The organism is Paraburkholderia youngii, assembly GCF_013366925.1.
Classification (GTDB): Bacteria; Pseudomonadota; Gammaproteobacteria; order Burkholderiales; family Burkholderiaceae; genus Paraburkholderia; species Paraburkholderia youngii.
The window spans coordinates 5,009,282-5,027,314 of record NZ_JAALDK010000001.1 but is presented as its reverse complement, the minus strand read 5'-3'; the positions used below and the strand labels follow the sequence as shown (position 1 = coordinate 5,027,314).

The 18,033-nt window shown below is 63.2% G+C and carries 22 protein-coding genes; 15 read left to right on the top strand and 7 right to left on the bottom strand.

Going from position 1 to position 18,033, the window contains the following annotated elements; translation table 11 throughout:
• Positions 1-75: 75 nt before the first annotated feature.
• On the top strand, positions 76-1,485 hold the full coding sequence (locus G5S42_RS23050) for a 3-deoxy-D-arabino-heptulosonate 7-phosphate synthase (protein WP_176108885.1): 1,410 nt from the start codon (positions 76-78) through the stop codon (positions 1,483-1,485).
• A gap of 67 nt (positions 1,486-1,552) precedes the next feature.
• A complete protein-coding gene (locus G5S42_RS23045; protein ID WP_176108884.1) occupies positions 1,553-1,798 on the top strand; it encodes a hypothetical protein in 246 nt (81 codons plus the stop codon).
• Between the two features lie 34 nt (positions 1,799-1,832).
• Here the strand turns inward: G5S42_RS23045 and G5S42_RS23040 are convergent, their stop codons facing one another.
• On the bottom strand, positions 1,833-2,246 hold the full coding sequence (locus G5S42_RS23040) for a hypothetical protein (protein WP_176108883.1): 414 nt from the start codon (positions 2,244-2,246) through the stop codon (positions 1,833-1,835).
• A 27-nt stretch (positions 2,247-2,273) separates the two neighbouring features.
• Positions 2,274-2,684 carry a DUF6566 family protein gene (locus G5S42_RS23035; protein ID WP_176108882.1) on the bottom strand — a complete coding sequence of 137 codons (411 nt, stop codon included), beginning with the start codon at positions 2,682-2,684 and terminating at the stop codon, positions 2,274-2,276.
• Positions 2,685-2,911: 227 nt separating this feature from the next.
• On the opposite strand from G5S42_RS23035, the gene G5S42_RS23030 reads away from it, so the two are divergent.
• Both G5S42_RS23030 and G5S42_RS23025 read left to right on the top strand, forming a co-directional pair.
• A complete protein-coding gene (locus tag G5S42_RS23030) occupies positions 2,912-3,286 on the top strand; it encodes a phage holin family protein (protein WP_176108881.1) in 375 nt (124 codons plus the stop codon).
• On the top strand, positions 3,283-3,585 hold the full coding sequence (locus tag G5S42_RS23025; RefSeq protein WP_246392059.1) for a hypothetical protein: 303 nt from the start codon (positions 3,283-3,285) through the stop codon (positions 3,583-3,585). The genes G5S42_RS23030 and G5S42_RS23025 overlap by 4 nt, the downstream gene beginning before the upstream one ends.
• Before the next feature lie 4 nt (positions 3,586-3,589).
• Here the strand turns inward: G5S42_RS23025 and G5S42_RS23020 are convergent, their stop codons facing one another.
• Positions 3,590-4,579 carry an aliphatic sulfonate ABC transporter substrate-binding protein gene (locus G5S42_RS23020; RefSeq protein ID WP_176108880.1) on the bottom strand — a complete coding sequence of 330 codons (990 nt, stop codon included), beginning with the start codon at positions 4,577-4,579 and terminating at the stop codon, positions 3,590-3,592.
• A 462-nt stretch (positions 4,580-5,041) separates the two neighbouring features.
• Between G5S42_RS23020 and G5S42_RS23015 the strand changes: the two genes are divergently transcribed.
• Positions 5,042-6,724: a hybrid sensor histidine kinase/response regulator gene (locus G5S42_RS23015; RefSeq protein WP_176108879.1), complete on the top strand. Its 1,683-nt coding sequence runs from the start codon at positions 5,042-5,044 to the stop codon at positions 6,722-6,724.
• A gap of 70 nt (positions 6,725-6,794) precedes the next feature.
• Positions 6,795-6,983, top strand: a complete 189-nt coding sequence (locus tag G5S42_RS23010) for a hypothetical protein (protein ID WP_176108878.1) — start codon at positions 6,795-6,797, stop codon at positions 6,981-6,983.
• Positions 6,984-7,174: 191 nt separating this feature from the next.
• Here G5S42_RS23010 and G5S42_RS23005 read toward each other — a convergent pair whose 3' ends face one another.
• Both G5S42_RS23005 and G5S42_RS23000 read right to left on the bottom strand, forming a co-directional pair.
• Positions 7,175-7,477 (bottom strand): DUF4148 domain-containing protein, encoded by a 303-nt coding sequence (locus G5S42_RS23005; RefSeq protein ID WP_176108877.1) that lies wholly within the window; start codon positions 7,475-7,477, stop codon positions 7,175-7,177.
• Between the two features lie 163 nt (positions 7,478-7,640).
• Complete coding sequence (locus G5S42_RS23000; RefSeq protein WP_176108876.1) at positions 7,641-8,405, bottom strand: SDR family oxidoreductase; 765 nt, start codon at positions 8,403-8,405, stop codon at positions 7,641-7,643.
• A 138-nt stretch (positions 8,406-8,543) separates the two neighbouring features.
• Here G5S42_RS23000 and G5S42_RS22995 point away from each other — a divergent pair, with 138 nt between their 5' ends.
• From G5S42_RS22995 to G5S42_RS22980, 4 genes are all read left to right on the top strand, one after another.
• Positions 8,544-9,452 (top strand): LysR family transcriptional regulator, encoded by a 909-nt coding sequence (locus G5S42_RS22995; RefSeq protein ID WP_176108875.1) that lies wholly within the window; start codon positions 8,544-8,546, stop codon positions 9,450-9,452.
• Positions 9,453-9,714: 262 nt separating this feature from the next.
• Entirely contained in the window at positions 9,715-10,752 is a 1,038-nt protein-coding gene (gene pstS / locus G5S42_RS22990; RefSeq protein ID WP_176108874.1) for a phosphate ABC transporter substrate-binding protein PstS, read from the top strand.
• A gap of 113 nt (positions 10,753-10,865) precedes the next feature.
• Positions 10,866-11,513, top strand: a complete 648-nt coding sequence (locus tag G5S42_RS22985; RefSeq protein WP_176108873.1) for a hypothetical protein — start codon at positions 10,866-10,868, stop codon at positions 11,511-11,513.
• A 127-nt stretch (positions 11,514-11,640) separates the two neighbouring features.
• Entirely contained in the window at positions 11,641-12,069 is a 429-nt protein-coding gene (locus G5S42_RS22980) for a YciI family protein (protein ID WP_176108872.1), read from the top strand.
• 74 nt (positions 12,070-12,143) lie between these two features.
• On the opposite strand, the gene G5S42_RS22975 is transcribed toward G5S42_RS22980, so the two are convergent.
• Positions 12,144-12,746, bottom strand: coding sequence for a GlcG/HbpS family heme-binding protein (locus G5S42_RS22975; RefSeq protein WP_312883600.1), 603 nt, complete (start codon positions 12,744-12,746; stop codon positions 12,144-12,146).
• Between the two features lie 425 nt (positions 12,747-13,171).
• Here G5S42_RS22975 and G5S42_RS22970 point away from each other — a divergent pair, with 425 nt between their 5' ends.
• The 4 genes from G5S42_RS22970 (at position 13,172) to G5S42_RS22955 (ending at position 15,633) form a co-directional block, all read left to right on the top strand.
• Positions 13,172-13,567, top strand: a complete 396-nt coding sequence (locus G5S42_RS22970) for a tautomerase family protein (protein WP_176108870.1) — start codon at positions 13,172-13,174, stop codon at positions 13,565-13,567.
• 63 nt (positions 13,568-13,630) lie between these two features.
• Complete coding sequence (locus G5S42_RS22965) at positions 13,631-14,563, top strand: hypothetical protein (protein WP_176108869.1); 933 nt, start codon at positions 13,631-13,633, stop codon at positions 14,561-14,563.
• A 146-nt stretch (positions 14,564-14,709) separates the two neighbouring features.
• On the top strand, positions 14,710-15,138 hold the full coding sequence (locus G5S42_RS22960) for a YybH family protein (RefSeq protein ID WP_176108868.1): 429 nt from the start codon (positions 14,710-14,712) through the stop codon (positions 15,136-15,138).
• 93 nt (positions 15,139-15,231) lie between these two features.
• Entirely contained in the window at positions 15,232-15,633 is a 402-nt protein-coding gene (locus tag G5S42_RS22955; protein ID WP_176108867.1) for a GFA family protein, read from the top strand.
• 8 nt (positions 15,634-15,641) lie between these two features.
• Here the strand turns inward: G5S42_RS22955 and G5S42_RS22950 are convergent, their stop codons facing one another.
• Complete coding sequence (locus G5S42_RS22950) at positions 15,642-16,616, bottom strand: alpha/beta hydrolase family protein (protein ID WP_246392058.1); 975 nt, start codon at positions 16,614-16,616, stop codon at positions 15,642-15,644.
• Between the two features lie 288 nt (positions 16,617-16,904).
• Between G5S42_RS22950 and G5S42_RS22945 the strand changes: the two genes are divergently transcribed.
• Positions 16,905-18,017 (top strand): AI-2E family transporter, encoded by a 1,113-nt coding sequence (locus tag G5S42_RS22945; protein ID WP_176108866.1) that lies wholly within the window; start codon positions 16,905-16,907, stop codon positions 18,015-18,017.
• The last annotated feature ends 16 nt before the right edge of the window (positions 18,018-18,033 follow it).

Sequence of the window (18,033 nt, the reverse complement as noted above, 5' to 3'; positions counted from 1 at the left end):
AGCGGCCCGTGCCGGTCCGCGCGCCGCACCGAACCTTCAGGTAAAGTTATTTCGCCAACTTATCGACATATCGCTATGTCCGTGACGCCATCGCCTTCGTTGCTCGACGAGATGCTCGACGCTGTCGTGCGCCGCTATCGCCTGCCGGCGCTCGCGGCCGTCTGCGCGCCGACGCCGCAAGCGAGTCCCGCCACCGTGCTCGCGCTCGCGATCGAGCAGGCTCGCGAGGCGAGCGCGCGTGGCGAGGCGCCGGATGCGGCGAACCGGCGCTTCTTCGTCGAGGCGCTGGCGCGCATGATCCGCGAGGCGCTGCGCGAGGAAGCCGGCGACCCGGTGTTTCAGGCGATGCTGCTACGGCATCGCAGCGCGGTGGTGCGGGAGTACGCGTCGCTGGCCGCGCACGCGAGCGTCGATCGCCGGCTAATCTACGCGGCCGTCAATGCGATCGCGCATCCGGCCAAACAGCAGCGGCTGCTCCCCGGTCCGCAACGCGACGCGCTGGCGCGTCTGCACGCGCTCGCGGTCGCCGAAGCGTGGCCCGAACTGGCCGAAGCCGTGCAAACTTGCATCGATACGCCGCAAATCGCGCACGACGCGGCGCTGCAACGCGGCCTCGCGCAATTGCTGGAGAGTGCCGCGCTGCAGCGCTTACGGCGCCTTGACGCGCTGACCTCCGACGAGCGCGTGCGCCACTACCAGACGCTGTGGGATCGTCAGGGGCCGCGCCCGGGAAGCTCGACCGCGGTCGAGCGAGGCTTGAGTTCGAAGCAGCGCGGCGCCGCGGTCGAAGCGTTGGCCGCCGATGCACTCGACGCGCTCGCGCAGCGCCTCAATGACGCTCAGGGAGCGGTCGCCACCTACCGCGTCGTGAACTCGATGCGCGTGCCGGCCGCGATACCCGCAAGCCATGAGCGCGCCAAAACCGAATGGGATGTGGTGCTGCTGCGCCAGGCACAGCCCCCGGCCGACGCAGCGGCGTGGGACGTATGCCTGCTCGTCGAAGCGAAGGCATCGGTCGACGCGGCCACCACCGATCTGCCGCGGCTCGTGCGCGGACTGACGCTGCTGGCGCACGCGGAGCCGCACACCGTCTACTCGTTTCGCACGCAGCAGGGGACGGTGCATTTGAGCGGCGCGTCGCTTGCCGCGCTGACGAGCGACGCAACCGGTCTTCGCAGCACCGTGCTCTATTGCTGTGACGCTCCCGTCGAAGCGGCGCCGCGCGTGCTGAGTCCCGCGAGCCGGATGCAGCTGCTGTCGGCCCAGGCCAGCCTCGATTTCGCAGGTGCGCTGGCGGACGGACGCGACGCCGACTGCGCGGATCTCGAACCGGTGTGGCATCAGTTGCTCGAATCGCCGAGATGGCGGACGGTGCTCGACCAGTACGCGACGCTGCGCGAAGTTCGGGAATTAATGGTTCATCCTGACGACTTGCGGGCCGCGGTCGGCATCGCGGACGCAAGACGGTTGAGCGCGGCGCGCTAGGCCTCTGATGAAGAGGTGGCGCGCGCATTGCTCGTGGCGATAGATCTACGAGCAAAAAGGAGTGGTGATGGAATCACTGTCGAAGCGACTGTCGGACACGCAGGTGCAGGTTGCCAGCAAGATCTACCAATTTCGCTCGCCGCAGGAGGCGGACCGTTTCGAGCAATGTCTGCGCGGCGGCGATGCGAGCCGCTGCGTCGCGGACGTTCCGCCTGAGACCGCAACCGATGCCTATCCGCCGGGGACTCCCAAAGGTTCGGGCGCGGGCATCACGATCGGGCCGCCGCCAGGCGGGCTCGATAGCGACGATTAACGCGGTTGCGACATGCGCGCGTGCGGCTCACGCGTCAGCGCACCGGCTCCAGCATCACCGTGAGCGTTCCGCGCTCGCTTTGCACCCCTGCCGCGAGATCGATCCGGTGCGGTGTCAGCGCGGCGATCGCTCGCTGCAGCCTTGGGGCGAATGTCGTGGCGAAGCGGGCGAGCGCCGCTTCGCGTGCCGCGCCTTCATCGTTGGCGACGTCGCGCAGCTCGTCGAGCGGCAAGCCGACGAACAGATCGAGCGGGTAGGGCGGCACTCGCGGTTCCATCGCGATGTCCGGACCGGCCGGCACACGAATGCGTAATCCGGGCTGCAAATGCTCGTGCAGTTCGGCGAGAACTTCGTAATCGGCGTCGGCGGGAAGAGCGCTTCTGGCTTCTTCCCGCAGGAACGGCTCGACACCTTCCAGCCGCGCCAGTTCTTCATCGCTCAGTAGCATGTGAGTTTCCTCCGAATCGGGCCGTGCTTATCGCTCGTCGTCGCGGCGCGGCTGCGACGCCGACAGGGTGGCGGCGTGCTCGCCCAGAGTCCGGTCGATCAGATAGCGACCCTGTTCGATGCCGGCGCGCAACGCTTCCTCCTCGGTGAGCCATTCAGGCGTCACGGGCTCCGCGTTGGCCAGATTGGCCGGTATCTCCATCGGTCGACCGTCGCGGGAAATCGACACGTCGGCGATCCAGGCGCCTCGCGAGTTCCGATGCGTGGTCACCGTGATCAGCGCGCCGCGGTGCGCGTCATGCATCGCGTGGTGGGAGCCGCGCTCGTCGCGCGCGGCCGGCATCGCGCGTCCGTCCGCGGTAGCCATATCGGAGCCGGTCTCGCCGATGCCGGAGCCGGCGGTGTGGTCAGTGTGATCGGTTGGGGGGAGCGGGGTCATGCTGTCCTCGGCGAGCGAATTGATCTCCCCTGTTCGAGCAAGCTCTGTGCCGCCAACGCGAACGCGTGAAGGCATCCATCCGGCTACGGGCACGCGGCGTGCGATCGCGTTCAGCGCGGGCCCGGCTCTTGCGCTGCGTTCAACGCTGGTGCTGCTTCGCTCTGTCGGCCGAGGAGCGAAGTGTTTGCTTATCGCAGCCGGCGCAAATGAATCGTGAGGAGGACGGAATGTCAATCCATGCGAAGGTCACGAGGTGGCGCAACGTCGGGCGATTCTGCGTCGAACGCGTCACCGACTATAGCGAACTGTTCGCGCTGGAAATCGAGGAGACGCGAAAGCGCCTGGTACGCGAGTTGAGCGCACTCGTGGCGTTGGCGGTCGCGGGGCTGTTCACGCTGTCCTTCATTTGCATCGCGATCATCGCCACCGCGTGGCAGACGCCTTACTTTCTTGCGGTGGTGTGGGGCGTGGCTGCCGCTTGGCTGCTCGTGTGCATCGTGTCCTTACTGGTCTTGCGGGCGCAAAAACCGGCGCAATCGCTTCACGTGCTCAAGGCCGAGATTCACTCCGATCTCGACGCTCTCAGGGAGTCGCTCAAATGAGTCAGCCAAGTCACGCAAACGAGCTTGCCCGGCTCACCATTCTGGAACGCATGGAGGCATCGCGAACCGCCCTGGTAGTGGCGAACCGGACTGCCGCGTTGCCCGCGGCGCGCGCGGCGTCGCGCTTCCCGGTCAGGACGGTGCTCGCGTCGCTCGCCGAGGCGCCGCATGTCGCGTTGCTGCTCGCCTTGGTCGTCGGCGGCATCGTGCTGGGGCCGCGCCGTACGCTGTCGATCGCGGGCCGCTCCGGTGCCGCGGCGTGGATTGCCCGCAATGTGCGGCGCTCCATCGCGCAGTGATCGTTCACGCGCCGACCGGCTTCGCCTGTTTCGCCGCGAAGTCCCAGTACAGCGCCTGCTTCGTCTCGACCGGCGCGGGCAGCAGTCCCGCGCGATAGAACGCGTCGGCGATCGTCTGCTGCTCGCTGAAGTTCGGCGGCGCGAGCGCTCGCACCAGATAGCTGCGCCGGGCGTTGGCGCGTTCGATCGTCGGCGCGTCGAGTCCCCACACCGGCGCGAGCGTGTTGGCCGCGTCGAGCGGATTAGCGCGCAACCAGTCGCCGGCCGTCTTCAACTGCTCGAACACGGTCTCGATGATTTGCGGATGCGCGTCGGCGTAGGTGCGCGACGCGAGGTAGTAGCGCTGATAGGACGCAAGGCCCGTGCCGTCGCTCAGTATGCGCACGTCGCCGTCGCGCTCGACCGACGCTACATAGGGATCCCAGGTGATCCAGACATCGACGCTGCCGCGCTCGAACGCGGCGCGGCCATCGGCCGGACTCAGGTAGTTCACGCCGACGTCGGCGGGCTTGAGCCCCGCGCGCGCGAGCGCCGCAAGCAGCAGATAGTGGCTGCCCGCCGCCTTCGTCACCGCAATGCGGCGGTCCTTCAGATCGGCCAGCGTGCGCAGTATGCCGTCCTTCTTCACGATGATCGCTTGCGCGCCCGGCGATGGCGCTTCCTGCGCGACATAGACGAAGCGCGCATGCGCGGCCTGGGCGAAGATCGGCACGGTGTCGGCGACATCGGCGCTGAAGTCGACGGCATCGACGTTGAGCGCTTCGGTCAGCGGCAGTCCGCTCGCGAACTCATTCCAGGAGATGCGCACGTTGAGCGGCGCGAGCGCTTTTTCCAGCGATCCGCGTGCCTTCAGCAACGTGATGAGCGTAGAAGACTTCTGATAGCCGATGCGCAGCGCGACAGGCGCGGTCTGCGAGAAGCCGCGCGGAGCACTGGCGGCCAGCAGTGATGCCACTGCGAAGCGGGTGAATGCGCGCCGTGTTATTTGCGTCATGATGGGGGCGTCCTGTCGAGCGGTGAAAACGGGGAAATCGAGCGATCGTAACAACCCGATGTCATCGCGCTAACCGACGGATTCAGCTATCGATCGCAGTGATCGTCATATGCGGCAAGCCACAACGCTTTTCGCGACTTCGCGATCCGTATAATGCCGTCCAGTTGCCTGCAAGCGTGCTCGCGTCAAGGCTGGCTCGGCTGTCCGGTGCCCATGAATTACGGACACCCGCAGCGTGGCACTGAGTTCCTATACTGCGTCGTCCGCTGTTCATGGGACGCCATGTCGACGGTGAGCGGAGCAGGACGTTGCGGACAACTAGAAGTAAAAAGCGCTGTGCAAATGACAGAAGCCGAGACCGCGCGACCCAACTGACCTAAACTCGTCGGCAGCGGTATCGGCGCGGTATCGGCCCTTACGCCCGCCTTGTGCGCGGGTGCCCGTCAACGTCGGTGGAACATCATGGCTCCCAGTGCTGACGAATTAGCGAGCCGTCCAGCCAAAGAGGCTGATTACGCCCGGGAGAACCAGTCGCTGCTGCGGCTCGCGCGCGCGCAAACCGGCTCGCGTGAACACCTGCTGAACGCGATTGCCAGCGAGGCCATGGCGTTATGCTGCGCGGGCAGCGCGGGCATCAGTCTGGTCGAGGGGCCACCCGACGGCCGGCGCTTTCGCTGGCTCGCGGTGGCGGGCCTGTGCGCCGGCTTGCAGGGGCGCACGACCGCGTGGGACGAATGTCCATGCGGCGTCACGCTCGAAGGGGGCGCGGCGCGCCTGTTCGTCGATCCGCAACAGCAGTTTCCCAGTCTGAACTTTCCGGGTGTCGAGGTGCCCGAGGGGATCGTCGTACCCATTCCGTGCGATAACGGCCACCTCGGCGCGATATGGGTGATGTCGCACAACAAAGGGTGCCGCTTCGACAGCGAAGACGCGCGGGTGCTGTCGGATCTCGCGATGGTCGCGGGCGCGGCCGTGACGATGGTCAACGTTCGCGACGACGGCGCGGACAACGACCGCCGCCACAACGAGTTCATCGCGATGCTCGCGCACGAGTTGCGCAACCCGATGGCGCCGATCGATGGCGCGATCGCCGCGGCGAAGCGTCTGGTGGTCGATAACGACAGGGCCGACGCGGTGCTGACCATCGCGCAACGGCAGATGAAGCATCTGCGCACCCTCGTCGATGACCTGCTCGACGCCGCGCGTCTGAAGCACGGAAAGCTGACGATCCGGCGCAGCGATACGTTGCTGGCCGAGATCGTTTCCGACGCGGTAGCCGCGATCGACCACGACGTGCGCTCGCGCGGCCATACGCTGAAACTGACCGGTCTGGACCGCGCGATTCCGGTGCGCGCCGACCATGTGCGGCTCAGTCAGGTGCTCGGCAATCTGTTGTCGAACGCGGCGAAGTACACGCCGGCGGGCGGACTGATCGAGCTGACGGTTCGCTCGGGAAATCCGTCCGACGCGCGGATGCTGGTGATCGAGGTCAGCGACAACGGCATCGGCATCGATTCGTCGATCGCCCCGCATGTGTTTGACCTGTTCGCGCAGTGCTCGAGCGGCAGCGCGCGCTCGGAAGGCGGGCTCGGTATCGGTCTGGCTGTCGCCAAACGGCTGGTGGAACTGCACGATGGCGAAATCGACATCCATAGCGATGGACCGGGCTGCGGCACCCGCGTCACACTTCGTTTGCCGATCCTGCGAACGCAGCCGCTAGCGACGCCTGGCGACGCCACCGACAAGGACAGGAGCTTCCGGGCGCTGCGCATCGTTCTGGTGGACGACAACGTCGACGCGTTGCACGTTCTGTGCGTACTGCTCGACCTGGAGGGTTATCGCGTGTCCGCGGTCGACAACGGTCGCGCGGCCATCGACCTGATCACGCGAACGAGGCCGGAGCTTGCCATCGTCGACGTGGCGATGCCCGTGATGGACGGCTTCGAGGTGGCACGCAGAATTCGCGCGAACCCCGAGCTGAACGGCACGATACTCGTCGCGCTGACCGGCTATTCGTCGGACACGGACCGCAGCCAGACGCTTGCCGCGGGCTTCGATCATCATCTGAGCAAGCCGTTGTCGCTGGAAAAGCTGCGGGACGTGCTGGCGGATTCGGCGGAGCGGCTGGTTGGCGGCGCTCGGTGACCCGGCGGAGCCTGCGCAACTCTTCCGGCCTGCTAGACTGGAAATTGCCCTGCAAGCTACGGAGGGAGATATGACGACCGTCTACGTCGTAAAGACCGGCGAGAAGTTCCTCTGCACCGCGGAGGATGGCGACATCGGCATGGCGCCCGAGATCAAGGAGGCCACGTCGTTTCGCTCGTACGAGGAAGCGAATAAAGTCGCGACCGAGAACGCCGATCCCGGATACGAAATCCTGACCGTCGACGTTAATAAACGTTGATATGTGTTAGCTGGTCGCGCTCAGCGAAAGAGATTAGCAATTCAGCGGGCGCCATGCAATATGGCGCCCGGTGCGGGTGCGTGCGAAATTCGGCAAATGTTCCAAAAGCAAGCGCGTAAAGCACGACGCTCCATGCCGTCCCAGGCAGGGACGGCATTTTCTGCATCGTCGAGCCGGTCAGACGAGCAAGCTCAAGATCCGCCAAAGAACACCGGCTTCATCCCAGTCGCGCCGGCCGGATGGCCCATCTGCTGCGTACCGCTGGTCGCAGGGCCATAGCCGCTGCTCTGACCTGCGGCAGGGGCGGTGGTGGTCGGCATATAGGTAGGAAAGTCGACGGTATTCGCATTGGCCGGATTGAAGCCGGCTTGTTCGAGTTGCGCGATCTCTGCCTGGACTTGTGCGTGCGTCAGCGTGCTTTCGGTCTGTGCCGCCGATGCAATTGGCAAAGCCATGACAGCGACCGCGCAAACTGTGTGGACTAACGTCTTCATGATGGCCCACCTCCTTGTTAATTACTCCAGCTGACTCGCGCTTCGCTTTTCGCGGTCAGCTGATCAAAGATTAGGTGAGGAACCGTACAGTGTTCGTTTATTTTTTATGGTAACGGGCTCGTCGATCAGCCGACGCTGATCGACGTTCGCGCCCGAACGCAGCTCAGGTACGCGTAATCGAAGCCCCACCGTCGACCAACGAAGCCGTACCCGTCACGAAGGACGAATCGTCGGAAGCGAGGTACAGCGCCGAGCGGGCAATCTCTTCTGGCCTCGCGACCCGCTTGAGCGCATGTAGCCCGGTCACGAACGTCTGCGATTCAGCGGTATCGTTCATGCCGCGATACATCTCCGTGTCCACCGCGCCCGGCAGAATCGCGTTGACGCGCACGCCTTGCGCACCGTATTCGGCCGCGAGCGCTTGCGTCAGTCCGATCAGCCCGGCTTTGCTCGCCGCATAGGCGGCCGTTCCCGGGAAGGCGAACGAGTAGCCGACGAAGGTCGACGTGAAGATGATCGATCCGCCGCCTTGCTTGATCATTTCAGGAATCTGATGCTTGGCGCCGATGAACGCGCTGGTCAGGTTGGTGGCCAGCGTCGCTGACCAGCCTGCTTCCGACACGCCGGTCGACGGTCCCATCTCACCGAGCGTCCCCGCATTGTTGTACGCGATGTCGAGACGGCCGAAACGGCTGACGGCGAGTGCGACCAGCGCTTTCGCGAATTCTTCGGATTGCACGTCCCCTGCCAGCGGGACAGCCGTACCGCCGTCGCGAGCGATCTCGCTGACCAGCGTGTCGAGTTCGGCTTCGCGGCGTGCGGCCACCACAACCTTCGCGCCTTCCGCGGCGAACAACTTTGCGGCAGCGCGACCAATGCCCGCGCTGGCGCCGGTGACGATAGCGACTTTTCCTGTCAAGCGTTGCATGTTGAATCTCCGGTTTGATCAGCGGCCGATGCCCACTGCGTCGGCTCGTTGAGAAGCACTATAAGATTCCGTTCTTGAGACAGAAAGACCAAAAACATGGCGGTATCATTCAGGTTTTATGAATGATCGGAGCGCCATATGGACCGGCTGCGTGCGTTTGAGGTTTTCGTAACGGTCGTCACCCGGGGCAGCTTTGCGCGCGCGGCCGATGCGCTCGAAACCTCCCCCGCGAACGTGACCCGCTATGTGAATGACCTGGAGGCGCACCTCGGCGCGCGACTGCTGAATCGCACCTCACGCAGATTGTCTCTGACCGAGGCCGGTGAAACGCTTTATTCGCGCTGCAAGGCCATTCTCGAAGACGTTGCCGAAACGGAAGGACTCGTGTCGACAACGTCGATCGAACCGCGTGGACGGCTGCGTATCAATGCACCGGTCAGCTTCGGCATCCAGCATCTCGCGCCGCTGTGGCCACGGTTCATGCAGCAATATCCCGACGTCGAACTCGACATCACGCTGATAGACCGCGTCGTCGATATCGTCGAAGAGGGCTTCGATCTCGCCATTCGCATCTCGCGCGCCGGCACGGTCGATCACGCGGCCCGCAAACTGGCGACGTCGACAAACATCCTGTGTGCATCGCCCGATTACCTGAAACGTTCGGGATATCCGGAAACGCCGCTGGATCTGCTCGGACATCGATGTATCGGCTATACGTATGCGGCCACGGCGGACGTCTGGCAACTGATCGACAAAGACGGTAAAACGCATGCTGTCGAGGTGAACTGCCAGATGCACACCAATAACGGCGACACCGCGCGCGCGGCGGCGCTCGCGGGGCACGGCGTGATCTGGCAGCCGACGTTTCTGATCGGCGAGGACCTCCGCGCGGGCCGGCTGCTGCGGGTATTGCCTGAATACCGCTTGCCGGATATCGATCTGCTCGCGCTGTATCCGAGCCGTCGCCACGTGAGCGCAAAAGTTCGTGCGGCAATCGATTTTCTGGTCAACGCGTTCTCGGGCGTGCCGCCGTGGGACAAGACGTGAAGGGATGGGGTTGGCAACTCCCGACACCGGGTACCTGCAAAAGCGGCGGCGGGCGCCGGCCGTGGCGCGTTCGATAGCATGATTCAACTGGAATTCGGCCAGGCACCGTTCTTTAATGTGCGATATGGCGCGTAATGCAGGAGAGCCACACCCCGGATGAAAGCTGCACATTGAATCGCCGGCACGGTCGCCCTCCAACGAGCTCACGCACTGCAGGTCTGGATCAGCGATGTCCCGGAACAAGAACCGACGGGAGACATTGGTGAGAACACTGGGCGCCATCAGCGCTGGCCTGATTTGCTGTTCATGCGCGGCCGCTGCCTACGCGGCCGACATTAAAGGAGCCGGCAGCACGTTCGCCGCTCCTCTCTACACCCGCTGGGCCGCCGACTACCAGAAGTCGGGTGGAAGCAGGGTGATCTATCAGGGCACGGGTTCGTCCGATGGGCTCAAGCAGGTGATCGCCCGGGAAGTCGACTTTGCTGGCTCGGACGCGCCACTGAGCGACGATCAACTGACCCGCAACGGCCTGCGGCAGTTTCCAGTCGTGATCGGCGGCGTGGTGCCCGTCGTGAACCTTCCGGGGCTCAAAGCCGGCGAAGTGATGCTGACCGGGCCGGTCATCGCCGATATCTTTCTCGGCAAGGTTCAGTTCTGGGACGACCCGGCAATCGTGCGGTTGAACCCGAAGATCAAGATGCCGAATTACCCGATCGCCGTGGTGCGTCGCCAGGATGGCTCGGGCACGACGCTGATCTGGACTCACTACCTCGCGCAGGTCAGTCCCGAATGGAAGCGCAGGGTCGGCGAAGGCACTAGCGTGCGATGGCCGCTCGGCATCGGCGGCAAAGGCAACGAGGGCATTGCCACGTACGTCGGCTATCTGCCCGGCGCGATAGGCTATGTCGCGTGGGATTTCACGAAACAGAACCGCTTGAAGTACGTGGCCATGACCAATGCGGCGGGCAATGTCGTGCAGCCCGGCGCCGCCACCTTCAACGCAGCGGCGGCGAGCGCCGACTGGTCGGGTTCCCTGTCGCAGGTGCTGACCAACCAGCCGGGCAAGGACGCCTGGCCGGTCATGGGCGCGACCTATGTGTTGCTACCCGCGACGCCGAACCAGCCGGGCCACGACAAAGCCACGTTGAAGTTTTTCGAATGGGCGTTAAGCCACGGCGGACCGACGGTCAACGCACTGGACTACGTAGCGCTGCCGGACCTGGTCGTGACGAAGATCCGCTCACAATGGCCCGCCGATACCGGCGAAAAGCCGGTGCGCAAAGTGCTCGCGGTGCCGTGAGCCGAACTGCGCTTGGTGTCGCCGCGATGGCTAGCCTGAGCTGTGACGCGCGGTCATGTCGCCGGTGGCGAGGGTTTGGCGACGTGTCCGGGGCGTGCATAGAGGGACCTACGATGTACGCGAACTCGACGAGAGGGGGGCGTCAGGACGAGTGGGGTGAGCTTGTCCTGATCGTGATGAAGACCAGCCTGGCGGTGGCGCACGAGCTGGAATTGACGCCCGACGCCGTTCTCGACTGTGCCGCGAGGCATCTGCGCTTCGATGATTTCCGGTGTTTCGCAGCGGCGATGCTGGGTGCGGCGCGCGCGCAAGCGTGGTGTCGCCATCGCGACGCCGGTCCATCAGTGCAGGCGTCACACATCAAGACCCTTGCTGCGCGCGTCGATATCGACAGGAACGTGCTCGCCTTCATGCCGGCGCTGTGCACAGCCGAACCTCCGGACCACACGGAAGCGCCTGCTCACGCCTATGAAAAAGTCGTCGCGGCCCTTCAGCAGTTGAAAGAAGACGTGCAACGCGTCTTTTCGCGCGGCAGCAGTGCTTTCAGCCGTGCGGACATCGAAGGCGCATCCGGCTTCGCAAAGGCGCTCGAGGCGATCATGCCGGCCGACGATGCCAACGCCTTCGAGCGCGCGTTCGCCGCGGTTTTGCAGGTGCGGTTTTCATCGCAACCCCAGCTCGTGCCTGGCGATGCGGAGCCCGTGATGCGGGTTCAGGGTATCGATGTCAATGCTCAAGGCAGCCATACGCCTTTACCCTGATCGAGAAGCGTTCTGTAAATCGGAGCAGGCGTGTCTTGCGCATGTCGATTTCTCTCGCGATGATTCGTCGTAGTCACTGGGGGCGCCGTTGCCTTCAGATATTTTCGTCTTCAAAGGGAAAACCCAAATGCGCGTCATGGTCATCATCAAGGCAACCCCCGAATCGGAAGCGGGGCAAATGCCGAGTACGGAACTCCTCACGGCGATGGGGCAGTACAACGAGCAACTGGTCAAGGCCGGCATCATGCAAGGCGGCGACGGGCTGAAGCCGAGCTCGGCCGGCGCTCGCGTGCGGTTCTCAGGGAAGGACCGCACCGTCATCGACGGCCCGTTTGCGGAAACCAAGGAATTGATTGCCGGGTACTGGTTGTGGCAGGTTGAATCGATGGACGAAGCGATCGAATGGGTCAAGCGCTGCCCGAATCCGATGATGAGTGATTCGGAGATCGAGATTCGCCCGTTATTTGAGCCGGCGGACTTTGGCGAAGCCTTTACGCCCGAGCTTCAGGAAGAGGAAAACCGTCTGCGCAAGCAAATCGACGGACAGATGCGCTGACGATTCTCACCCCATCGGCGTGCGGGCTTCCGGTCCGTTGTCCGGAAGCCCGATTCCATGGGTGATGATTGCCGTCAATGCGAAGGTATCTGCTCGATTTTGGCGGCGCTCAGGTCGCTCGGGAAGCAATGCGGATGCTCGAAGCCCATCGGAGATCCGCTCGTCGAGTAGACGATGTTATCCGTGTTGTTCGGGCCTTGGCCGGCGGGCACACTGCCGAGCCCCGCGAGCTTGCGCATGCGATACGCGATCGCATGATCGGCGCAGGCGCTATCGCCGCTCACGCCTAATCCTCCGATGACTTTCCCTCCCGCATAAAGTGCGACGCCGCCGCCGAAGGTAATGACGCCGCCAAGCGTGTGTCCGATGCCGCTGCCCTGTTCGAGGAAGCGCGCGTCAAAAGGATTCGAATTATTCAGTCCATAAAGCGAGCCGCCCGGTTGCGTGGCCGCGTAGAGGTTTGCCGTGGATAGCGCGAGTGCATCGTTGCTAAAGCCGTTCGCGGTATAAGCCTTCGCGATGGCGATGGCCCGACTGCCAGGCCAGGCATCTCCGGTCACGATCACCGAACAGAGATGTCCCTGGCGATCGACGATGGCCGCCCACATCCGGTTGGGTTTGAAGATCCCGCCGTTGCCATCGGGCAGGTTCACGACCGTATGCAACTGCTTTTCCACCAATGCGACCGTACCTTGAGGCAGCGTGCATCGGGCTTGTGGGACGTCATCGTCGCCAGACGCGCGACTTTCGTGTGAAAAGGACGCAATGCAAAACGCTGCGACAGCGAGGGTAAGCATCTTACGCATGAGGATTCTCCTGACGATCGATTTGACAGCAGGCACGCTGCGGGCGAGAAGGTGCGCAAACAGTAGGACAGCAAATGAAATAAACGATTGATTGTTGTTGAATGCGGGCGCGAGTTCATGAGAGCGAACTCGTGTAAATAGTGAAGACCATCATGCAAAGGTGAATAGCCAAAACAGAGTCCCCCTCAGCCACGCGGCACGTCAGAAACGTCATATCGATTGCGATGGTTTTGATCGATTTGATGGTGCGGCATATAGTTGGCGCGTGCGAATAACTTTCCTCGGAGATCGACGCGATGCCTTATCTGCAACTTGATGTAAACGATCACTACTCTGTCGAGAGTAAAAGACTGCTCGCAGCGAAAATGAGTGAGACGTATGCCCGAATGATGTCGGTCGATGTCAGGCGAATCAGCGTAGCCATACGAGAACTCGGTCCGGGCAGCGTGTGGCGCATTGAGGAGGAGAGCGGGGAGCCAGTGCCTGTCGCGTTGATGATGCTCGATATCAGAAGAGGGCGGCCGCCGGAGTTACGCATGGAGTTGGCCAAAGCACTTTGCTCGCTCTGCATCGAGATTCTGGGCTTGCGCGAAGACCGGCTCAACGTCGAATTCACTCAGCACTCGGGCGATGAGATGTATCACCCGGCGCTCGGAGGTTATAGTCCGGAGTGGGAGCCGGGCCAGCGATGAGTGTTCGCAGGATCGTATCTACGCCCGTTGCGCGACAACCTGATTCGAAGTAGGAGAAGGACCATGAGCAGGCTTGCTACATCGCTGGCAGAGAATCGGCGGATGCGATCGCGGTGGATCGTCCTGATCGCCACGGTGTTCTGCTTCTTGTGCCACAGCGTCGTCGCGCAAGCGGACGACAGCGCGGCTCGCCTGCGCGAGAAATATCAAGGTCTGACGCAGCAACTCGCGCACAACCAGTTTCATCGACTGCTGTACCTCGAATCGCAGGAGTTGCCGTCGGCGCTCAAGGGCGATATCTACGGCGTGCTCAACCATCCTTTCGCGATAGTGAGCGGCGCGCTCAGCGACCCGACTCAAGGCCCGGCCAACTGGTGCGACGTGCTGATCCTGCATCAGAACACCAAATACTGCCACGCGTCCACTAGCGACAGCGGTACGGTCCTCACCGTGAACATCGGCAAGAAGACCGAGGAAGCTCTTTCGTCGTCGTACCGCGTGCAATTCAACTTTCGCCCGGTAGCGAGCACCCCTGATTATTTTCGCGTCGAGCTCTCCGCGGCCACGGGTCCACTGAGCACGAAAGACTACCGTATCGTGCTGGAAGCGATCCCGGTCGGCGATAACCGCACCTTTATTCACCTGACCTACGCATACGGATACGGCACCGCGGGACGGATTGCGATGAAAACCTATCTGGCGACGATCGGCAGCGACAAAATCGGCTTTTCCCTGACGCCCGATTCGTCGGCGAGCGAGCCGCAATACATCGGCGGCGTGCGCGGCCTGGTCGAACGCAATACGATGCGCTATTTCCTCGCCATCGATGCCTATCTTGGCGCGCTTGCCAGCCCGCCCAACGCCCGTCTCGACAAACGTCTGACCGACTGGTTCGATGCGACCGAGCAGTATCCGCGGCAATTGCACGAGGTCAGCCGCGCCGACTATCTGCAGATGAAGCACAACGAGTATCAACGTCAGCAGACCGCCCAGTGACGTGCGCGTGATCTGGTCAATGCAACGGCATATCGCGTTGAAGATTTTTTTCCGCCTGGATGTCGATCCGGTGGTGCGTCGATCGTCGTTACCTGGCAAGACAATCGGTCAGGAACCCCTCGTAGTCCCACTCAGGAGCACACACTGTGAACAAACTCGACAATCCGATCCTGCAAGTCCTGGAAGGCTACAAAGCCGCGGTATGGGCCAAAGACGTGGACTCGTTCGTCGCGCTCTACGACCGCGATGCGGTGGTGTTCGACATGTGGGGTACATGGTCGTACAACGGTATCGCATCGTGGCGCGCGATGGCGGACGGCTGGTTCGGTTCGCTGGGTGCGGAACGGGTGATCGTGGATTTCAGCGACGCGCACACGATGGTTGCCGCGGACCTTGCCGTCGTTCACGCCTTCGCGACATACAAAGCCGTCGACGCCGGCGGCGTGGAACTGCGTGCGATGGACAATCGCCTGACCATGACGCTGAGGCAGCAGGCCGACGGATGGAAGATCGTCCACCAGCACACTTCTTCTCCGATCGAGGCCGGCACGGCGCAGGTCATTTTCCGGCGCTAGCGGTTTGCCGGTTCGACATCGCGCTTCGACTCGCGAATAATCATGGCTGCGCGACTTTCCAATTGGCGATGTACCCTCTGTCTAAAGGCAGCCATGAAACCATTGCTTGCCGGCCGATGCCTTTGCGGCGCCGTCCATTACTCGGTAAGAGACGAATTCGTCTATGCGTTGAACTGCCACTGTTCGAACTGTCGGCGCGCAACCGGCTCGGCGTTCAAACCCTTCGCGGGGATCGAGCGCGACAAGCTGCGCATCACGGAGGGCGAAGACAGCCTGTTGATCTTCGGTGATGAGCAGGCGTCGCACGATGTGCGCTGCAAAAAATGTGGAAGCCTGATGTTCTCAGTAGTTCGTAACGGTGAATACGTTCACGTCACGCTTGGAACCCTCACGGACTCGCCTTGCATCTCTCCCACTGCCCACATTTTCGTGGGTTCCAAGGCGCCGTGGTATTCGATCACTGATCAACTGCCCCAACACGACGAATTCGGCTAACTCTTTTCCTATCGCAGCATCGCCTCGAAAGACCGTACTACCTCGGCATTGAATCGTTGATGGAACGCCGCCCGGTCGAAGCCCGGCGCGCTGTCGCAGAGCTGCGGGCGCAGCCGCGCAAGACGCGTATCGCAGGGCGGCAGGAAGTCATAGTGGCCTGCGTTAGCCACCAGACGGTAATCGGCAGCGCGGGGCAGGTCGTCCCGCACCGGCTCGTCGTACCACGGATGCGGCTGATGACGATCGTCGGCGGCGCTCCACAGTTGGACCGCAGCGCGCACGCGGCCCAAGCCCGCGCGGCCAAACGCGAAGCCGAACGAAGGCGCGGCGATAACAACGGCTTTGATGCGCGCATCGTGGACCCAGACACCGGCCGGAACATGCGCGCCGAAATGAACGTCGACGCTCGCATGCCGCAAAGCGTCGCACAGGTCATGATCCGGGTGGACTTCGCAAAACGGGGCGATTTTCGACAGATCCGGGATGCCGCCCGCGGCCACGAGCACGGTGAAGCCGCCGTTGGAAAAGCCGAATGCGCCGACGCGGTCTGCATCGAGCCGCTCGCGCTCCGGCCAGTCGTCGAGCATGTAGTCCACCAGCCGATCAAGCTGCGCGGGCCGGCGCCAGAGTTCCAGCACGTGGCTCTGATCATCGAAGGTATCGCCGGCGTGACTGACCGCCGCCGCGACGAAGCCCGCGCGAGCCAGCGCGAGAGCCGTGTCGTAATGAGCGCCGTACCAGCCGCCGCCGCCGTGCGACAACACCACCAGCGGCAGGTGATCGCCCGCGATCGGAGCGTCGACGGCGACGGTCTGGGTAGCGCCGCCCAACGCGTGCGGTGTGGCCGGCGCGTCGGTCGGGTACCAGATTCCGGCAGCGAGCGGCGGCTCGGCCCCGTGCGGTATGTCGACCTTCTGAAAGCCGACCCCGGCGGCGCGGGCTGGCGCGCCAACCAAGCCCAGCAGAACGGCGACGATAAGCATCAATCTCACGGTGCTCTCCATGATCGTCGTCGGCGGGCGGAACGCCGGACGGTTCAAAGCTATGAGACCAAAGTCCAATTGAATATTCGAGGTGCGGGTTCAATAGTAGTGAAACGCCGCGTTCTGTCGACGACAAGGCCGGCGCGATTCTCTTCCTGAAGATGCCGGAATTGCAGGCAGGCCTTGGTATTGGCGTCAAAAACGTTCCAGTGGGTTCGAGTTTTCGCGTTGCTGGCATATCACGGTGTCGCCGCGCAACCGCGCCGCGACCTGGCCCGAGAGGAACCTATGCTGCTCACACCGCTTTCACAACGCACGCCTGCGAGAGAGATGCTCGATGTGCTGATCCGCGCCGGACTCATTGCGATCCTGGCCGTGTTCTGCTTTCGGATCTTCGCGCCGTTTCTTAACCTGATGGCCTGGTCGGTGATTCTGGCGATCACGCTGTATCCGCTGCAGGTCCGTCTGCGCCATGCGCTCGGCGGCAAGGATGGTCTGATCGCCACGCTGATCATCCTCGTCGCGTTTGCCGTGATTCTGGTGCCCACGTATGCGTTGGGTCTCGCGGTCGCCGATTCGATCGAGAAATCGATAGCCATTGCGAAGAGCGGTAGCTTCCAGATTCCGCCTCCGGCCGAGTCGGTGGAGAATTGGCCGCTGGTCGGCCAGCGTGTGTACGACTTCTGGCAACAGGCATCGACGGATCTGACCGGCCTTGCACAAAGGTTCGCACCGCAGTTGAAGGAGGCCGGCCTCGCCGTGCTGGCAACGGTGACGGGCCTCGGCGCAGGACTGGTGATATTTTTTGTCGCGCTGATCATCGCGGGAATCCTGATGGCCCACGGTGAGAAGGGCTACCACAGCGCGGTGCAGATCGCCTCGCGCATTTCGGGTCCCGAGAACGGGGTTCAGATCGCCGATCTGTGCACGGCGACGATTCGCGCGGTGGCCCAGGGTGTGGTGGGCATCGCGTTCATCCAGATGCTGCTGATCGGCATCGGTTTCGTCGTGAAGGGGATACCCGGCGCGGGGCTGCTCGCGCTGGCCGTGCTGCTGCTCGGCATCATGCAATTGCCGGCCACGCTGATCACCATTCCGGTGATCGCCTTCGTGATCGTCACGGACGGCGTGAGCACCGCAAACATCATCTTCGCGGTGTATGTGTTCGTCGCGGGCCTCGCCGACAACGTGCTCAAACCCTTGATGCTGGGCCGCGGCGTTGCAGTGCCGATGCCCGTCGTGCTGATCGGAGCGCTCGGCGGCATGGTGACGGGCGGCGTGATCGGGCTATTCGTCGGGCCCGTGATGCTGGCCGTCGGCTATCAGCTGTTCTGGCGCTGGGTCCGTGACCAGCCGCAACCCACGCAAACCACGCAGATCCACGAACAGAAGCAGACCTGAAGCGCGAGGATGGCTC

What these genes read in the sequence shown, in the direction of transcription:
- G5S42_RS23050 (WP_176108885.1), top strand. Translation starts at nt 76, where the DNA reads ATGTCCGTGACGCCATCGCCTTCGTTGCTCGACGAGATGCTCGACGCT.
- G5S42_RS23045 (WP_176108884.1), top strand. Translation starts at nt 1,553, where the DNA reads ATGGAATCACTGTCGAAGCGACTGTCGGACACGCAGGTGCAGGTTGCC.
- G5S42_RS23040 (WP_176108883.1), bottom strand. Translation starts at nt 2,246, where the DNA reads ATGCTACTGAGCGATGAAGAACTGGCGCGGCTGGAAGGTGTCGAGCCG.
- G5S42_RS23035 (WP_176108882.1), bottom strand. Translation starts at nt 2,684, where the DNA reads ATGACCCCGCTCCCCCCAACCGATCACACTGACCACACCGCCGGCTCC.
- G5S42_RS23030 (WP_176108881.1), top strand. Translation starts at nt 2,912, where the DNA reads ATGTCAATCCATGCGAAGGTCACGAGGTGGCGCAACGTCGGGCGATTC.
- G5S42_RS23025 (WP_246392059.1), top strand. Translation starts at nt 3,283, where the DNA reads ATGAGTCAGCCAAGTCACGCAAACGAGCTTGCCCGGCTCACCATTCTG.
- G5S42_RS23020 (WP_176108880.1), bottom strand. Translation starts at nt 4,579, where the DNA reads ATGACGCAAATAACACGGCGCGCATTCACCCGCTTCGCAGTGGCATCA.
- G5S42_RS23015 (WP_176108879.1), top strand. Translation starts at nt 5,042, where the DNA reads ATGGCTCCCAGTGCTGACGAATTAGCGAGCCGTCCAGCCAAAGAGGCT.
- G5S42_RS23010 (WP_176108878.1), top strand. Translation starts at nt 6,795, where the DNA reads ATGACGACCGTCTACGTCGTAAAGACCGGCGAGAAGTTCCTCTGCACC.
- G5S42_RS23005 (WP_176108877.1), bottom strand. Translation starts at nt 7,477, where the DNA reads ATGAAGACGTTAGTCCACACAGTTTGCGCGGTCGCTGTCATGGCTTTG.
- G5S42_RS23000 (WP_176108876.1), bottom strand. Translation starts at nt 8,405, where the DNA reads ATGCAACGCTTGACAGGAAAAGTCGCTATCGTCACCGGCGCCAGCGCG.
- G5S42_RS22995 (WP_176108875.1), top strand. Translation starts at nt 8,544, where the DNA reads ATGGACCGGCTGCGTGCGTTTGAGGTTTTCGTAACGGTCGTCACCCGG.
- G5S42_RS22985 (WP_176108873.1), top strand. Translation starts at nt 10,866, where the DNA reads ATGTACGCGAACTCGACGAGAGGGGGGCGTCAGGACGAGTGGGGTGAG.
- G5S42_RS22980 (WP_176108872.1), top strand. Translation starts at nt 11,641, where the DNA reads ATGCGCGTCATGGTCATCATCAAGGCAACCCCCGAATCGGAAGCGGGG.
- G5S42_RS22970 (WP_176108870.1), top strand. Translation starts at nt 13,172, where the DNA reads ATGCCTTATCTGCAACTTGATGTAAACGATCACTACTCTGTCGAGAGT.
- G5S42_RS22965 (WP_176108869.1), top strand. Translation starts at nt 13,631, where the DNA reads ATGAGCAGGCTTGCTACATCGCTGGCAGAGAATCGGCGGATGCGATCG.
- G5S42_RS22955 (WP_176108867.1), top strand. Translation starts at nt 15,232, where the DNA reads ATGAAACCATTGCTTGCCGGCCGATGCCTTTGCGGCGCCGTCCATTAC.
- G5S42_RS22950 (WP_246392058.1), bottom strand. Translation starts at nt 16,616, where the DNA reads ATGCTTATCGTCGCCGTTCTGCTGGGCTTGGTTGGCGCGCCAGCCCGC.
- G5S42_RS22945 (WP_176108866.1), top strand. Translation starts at nt 16,905, where the DNA reads ATGCTGCTCACACCGCTTTCACAACGCACGCCTGCGAGAGAGATGCTC.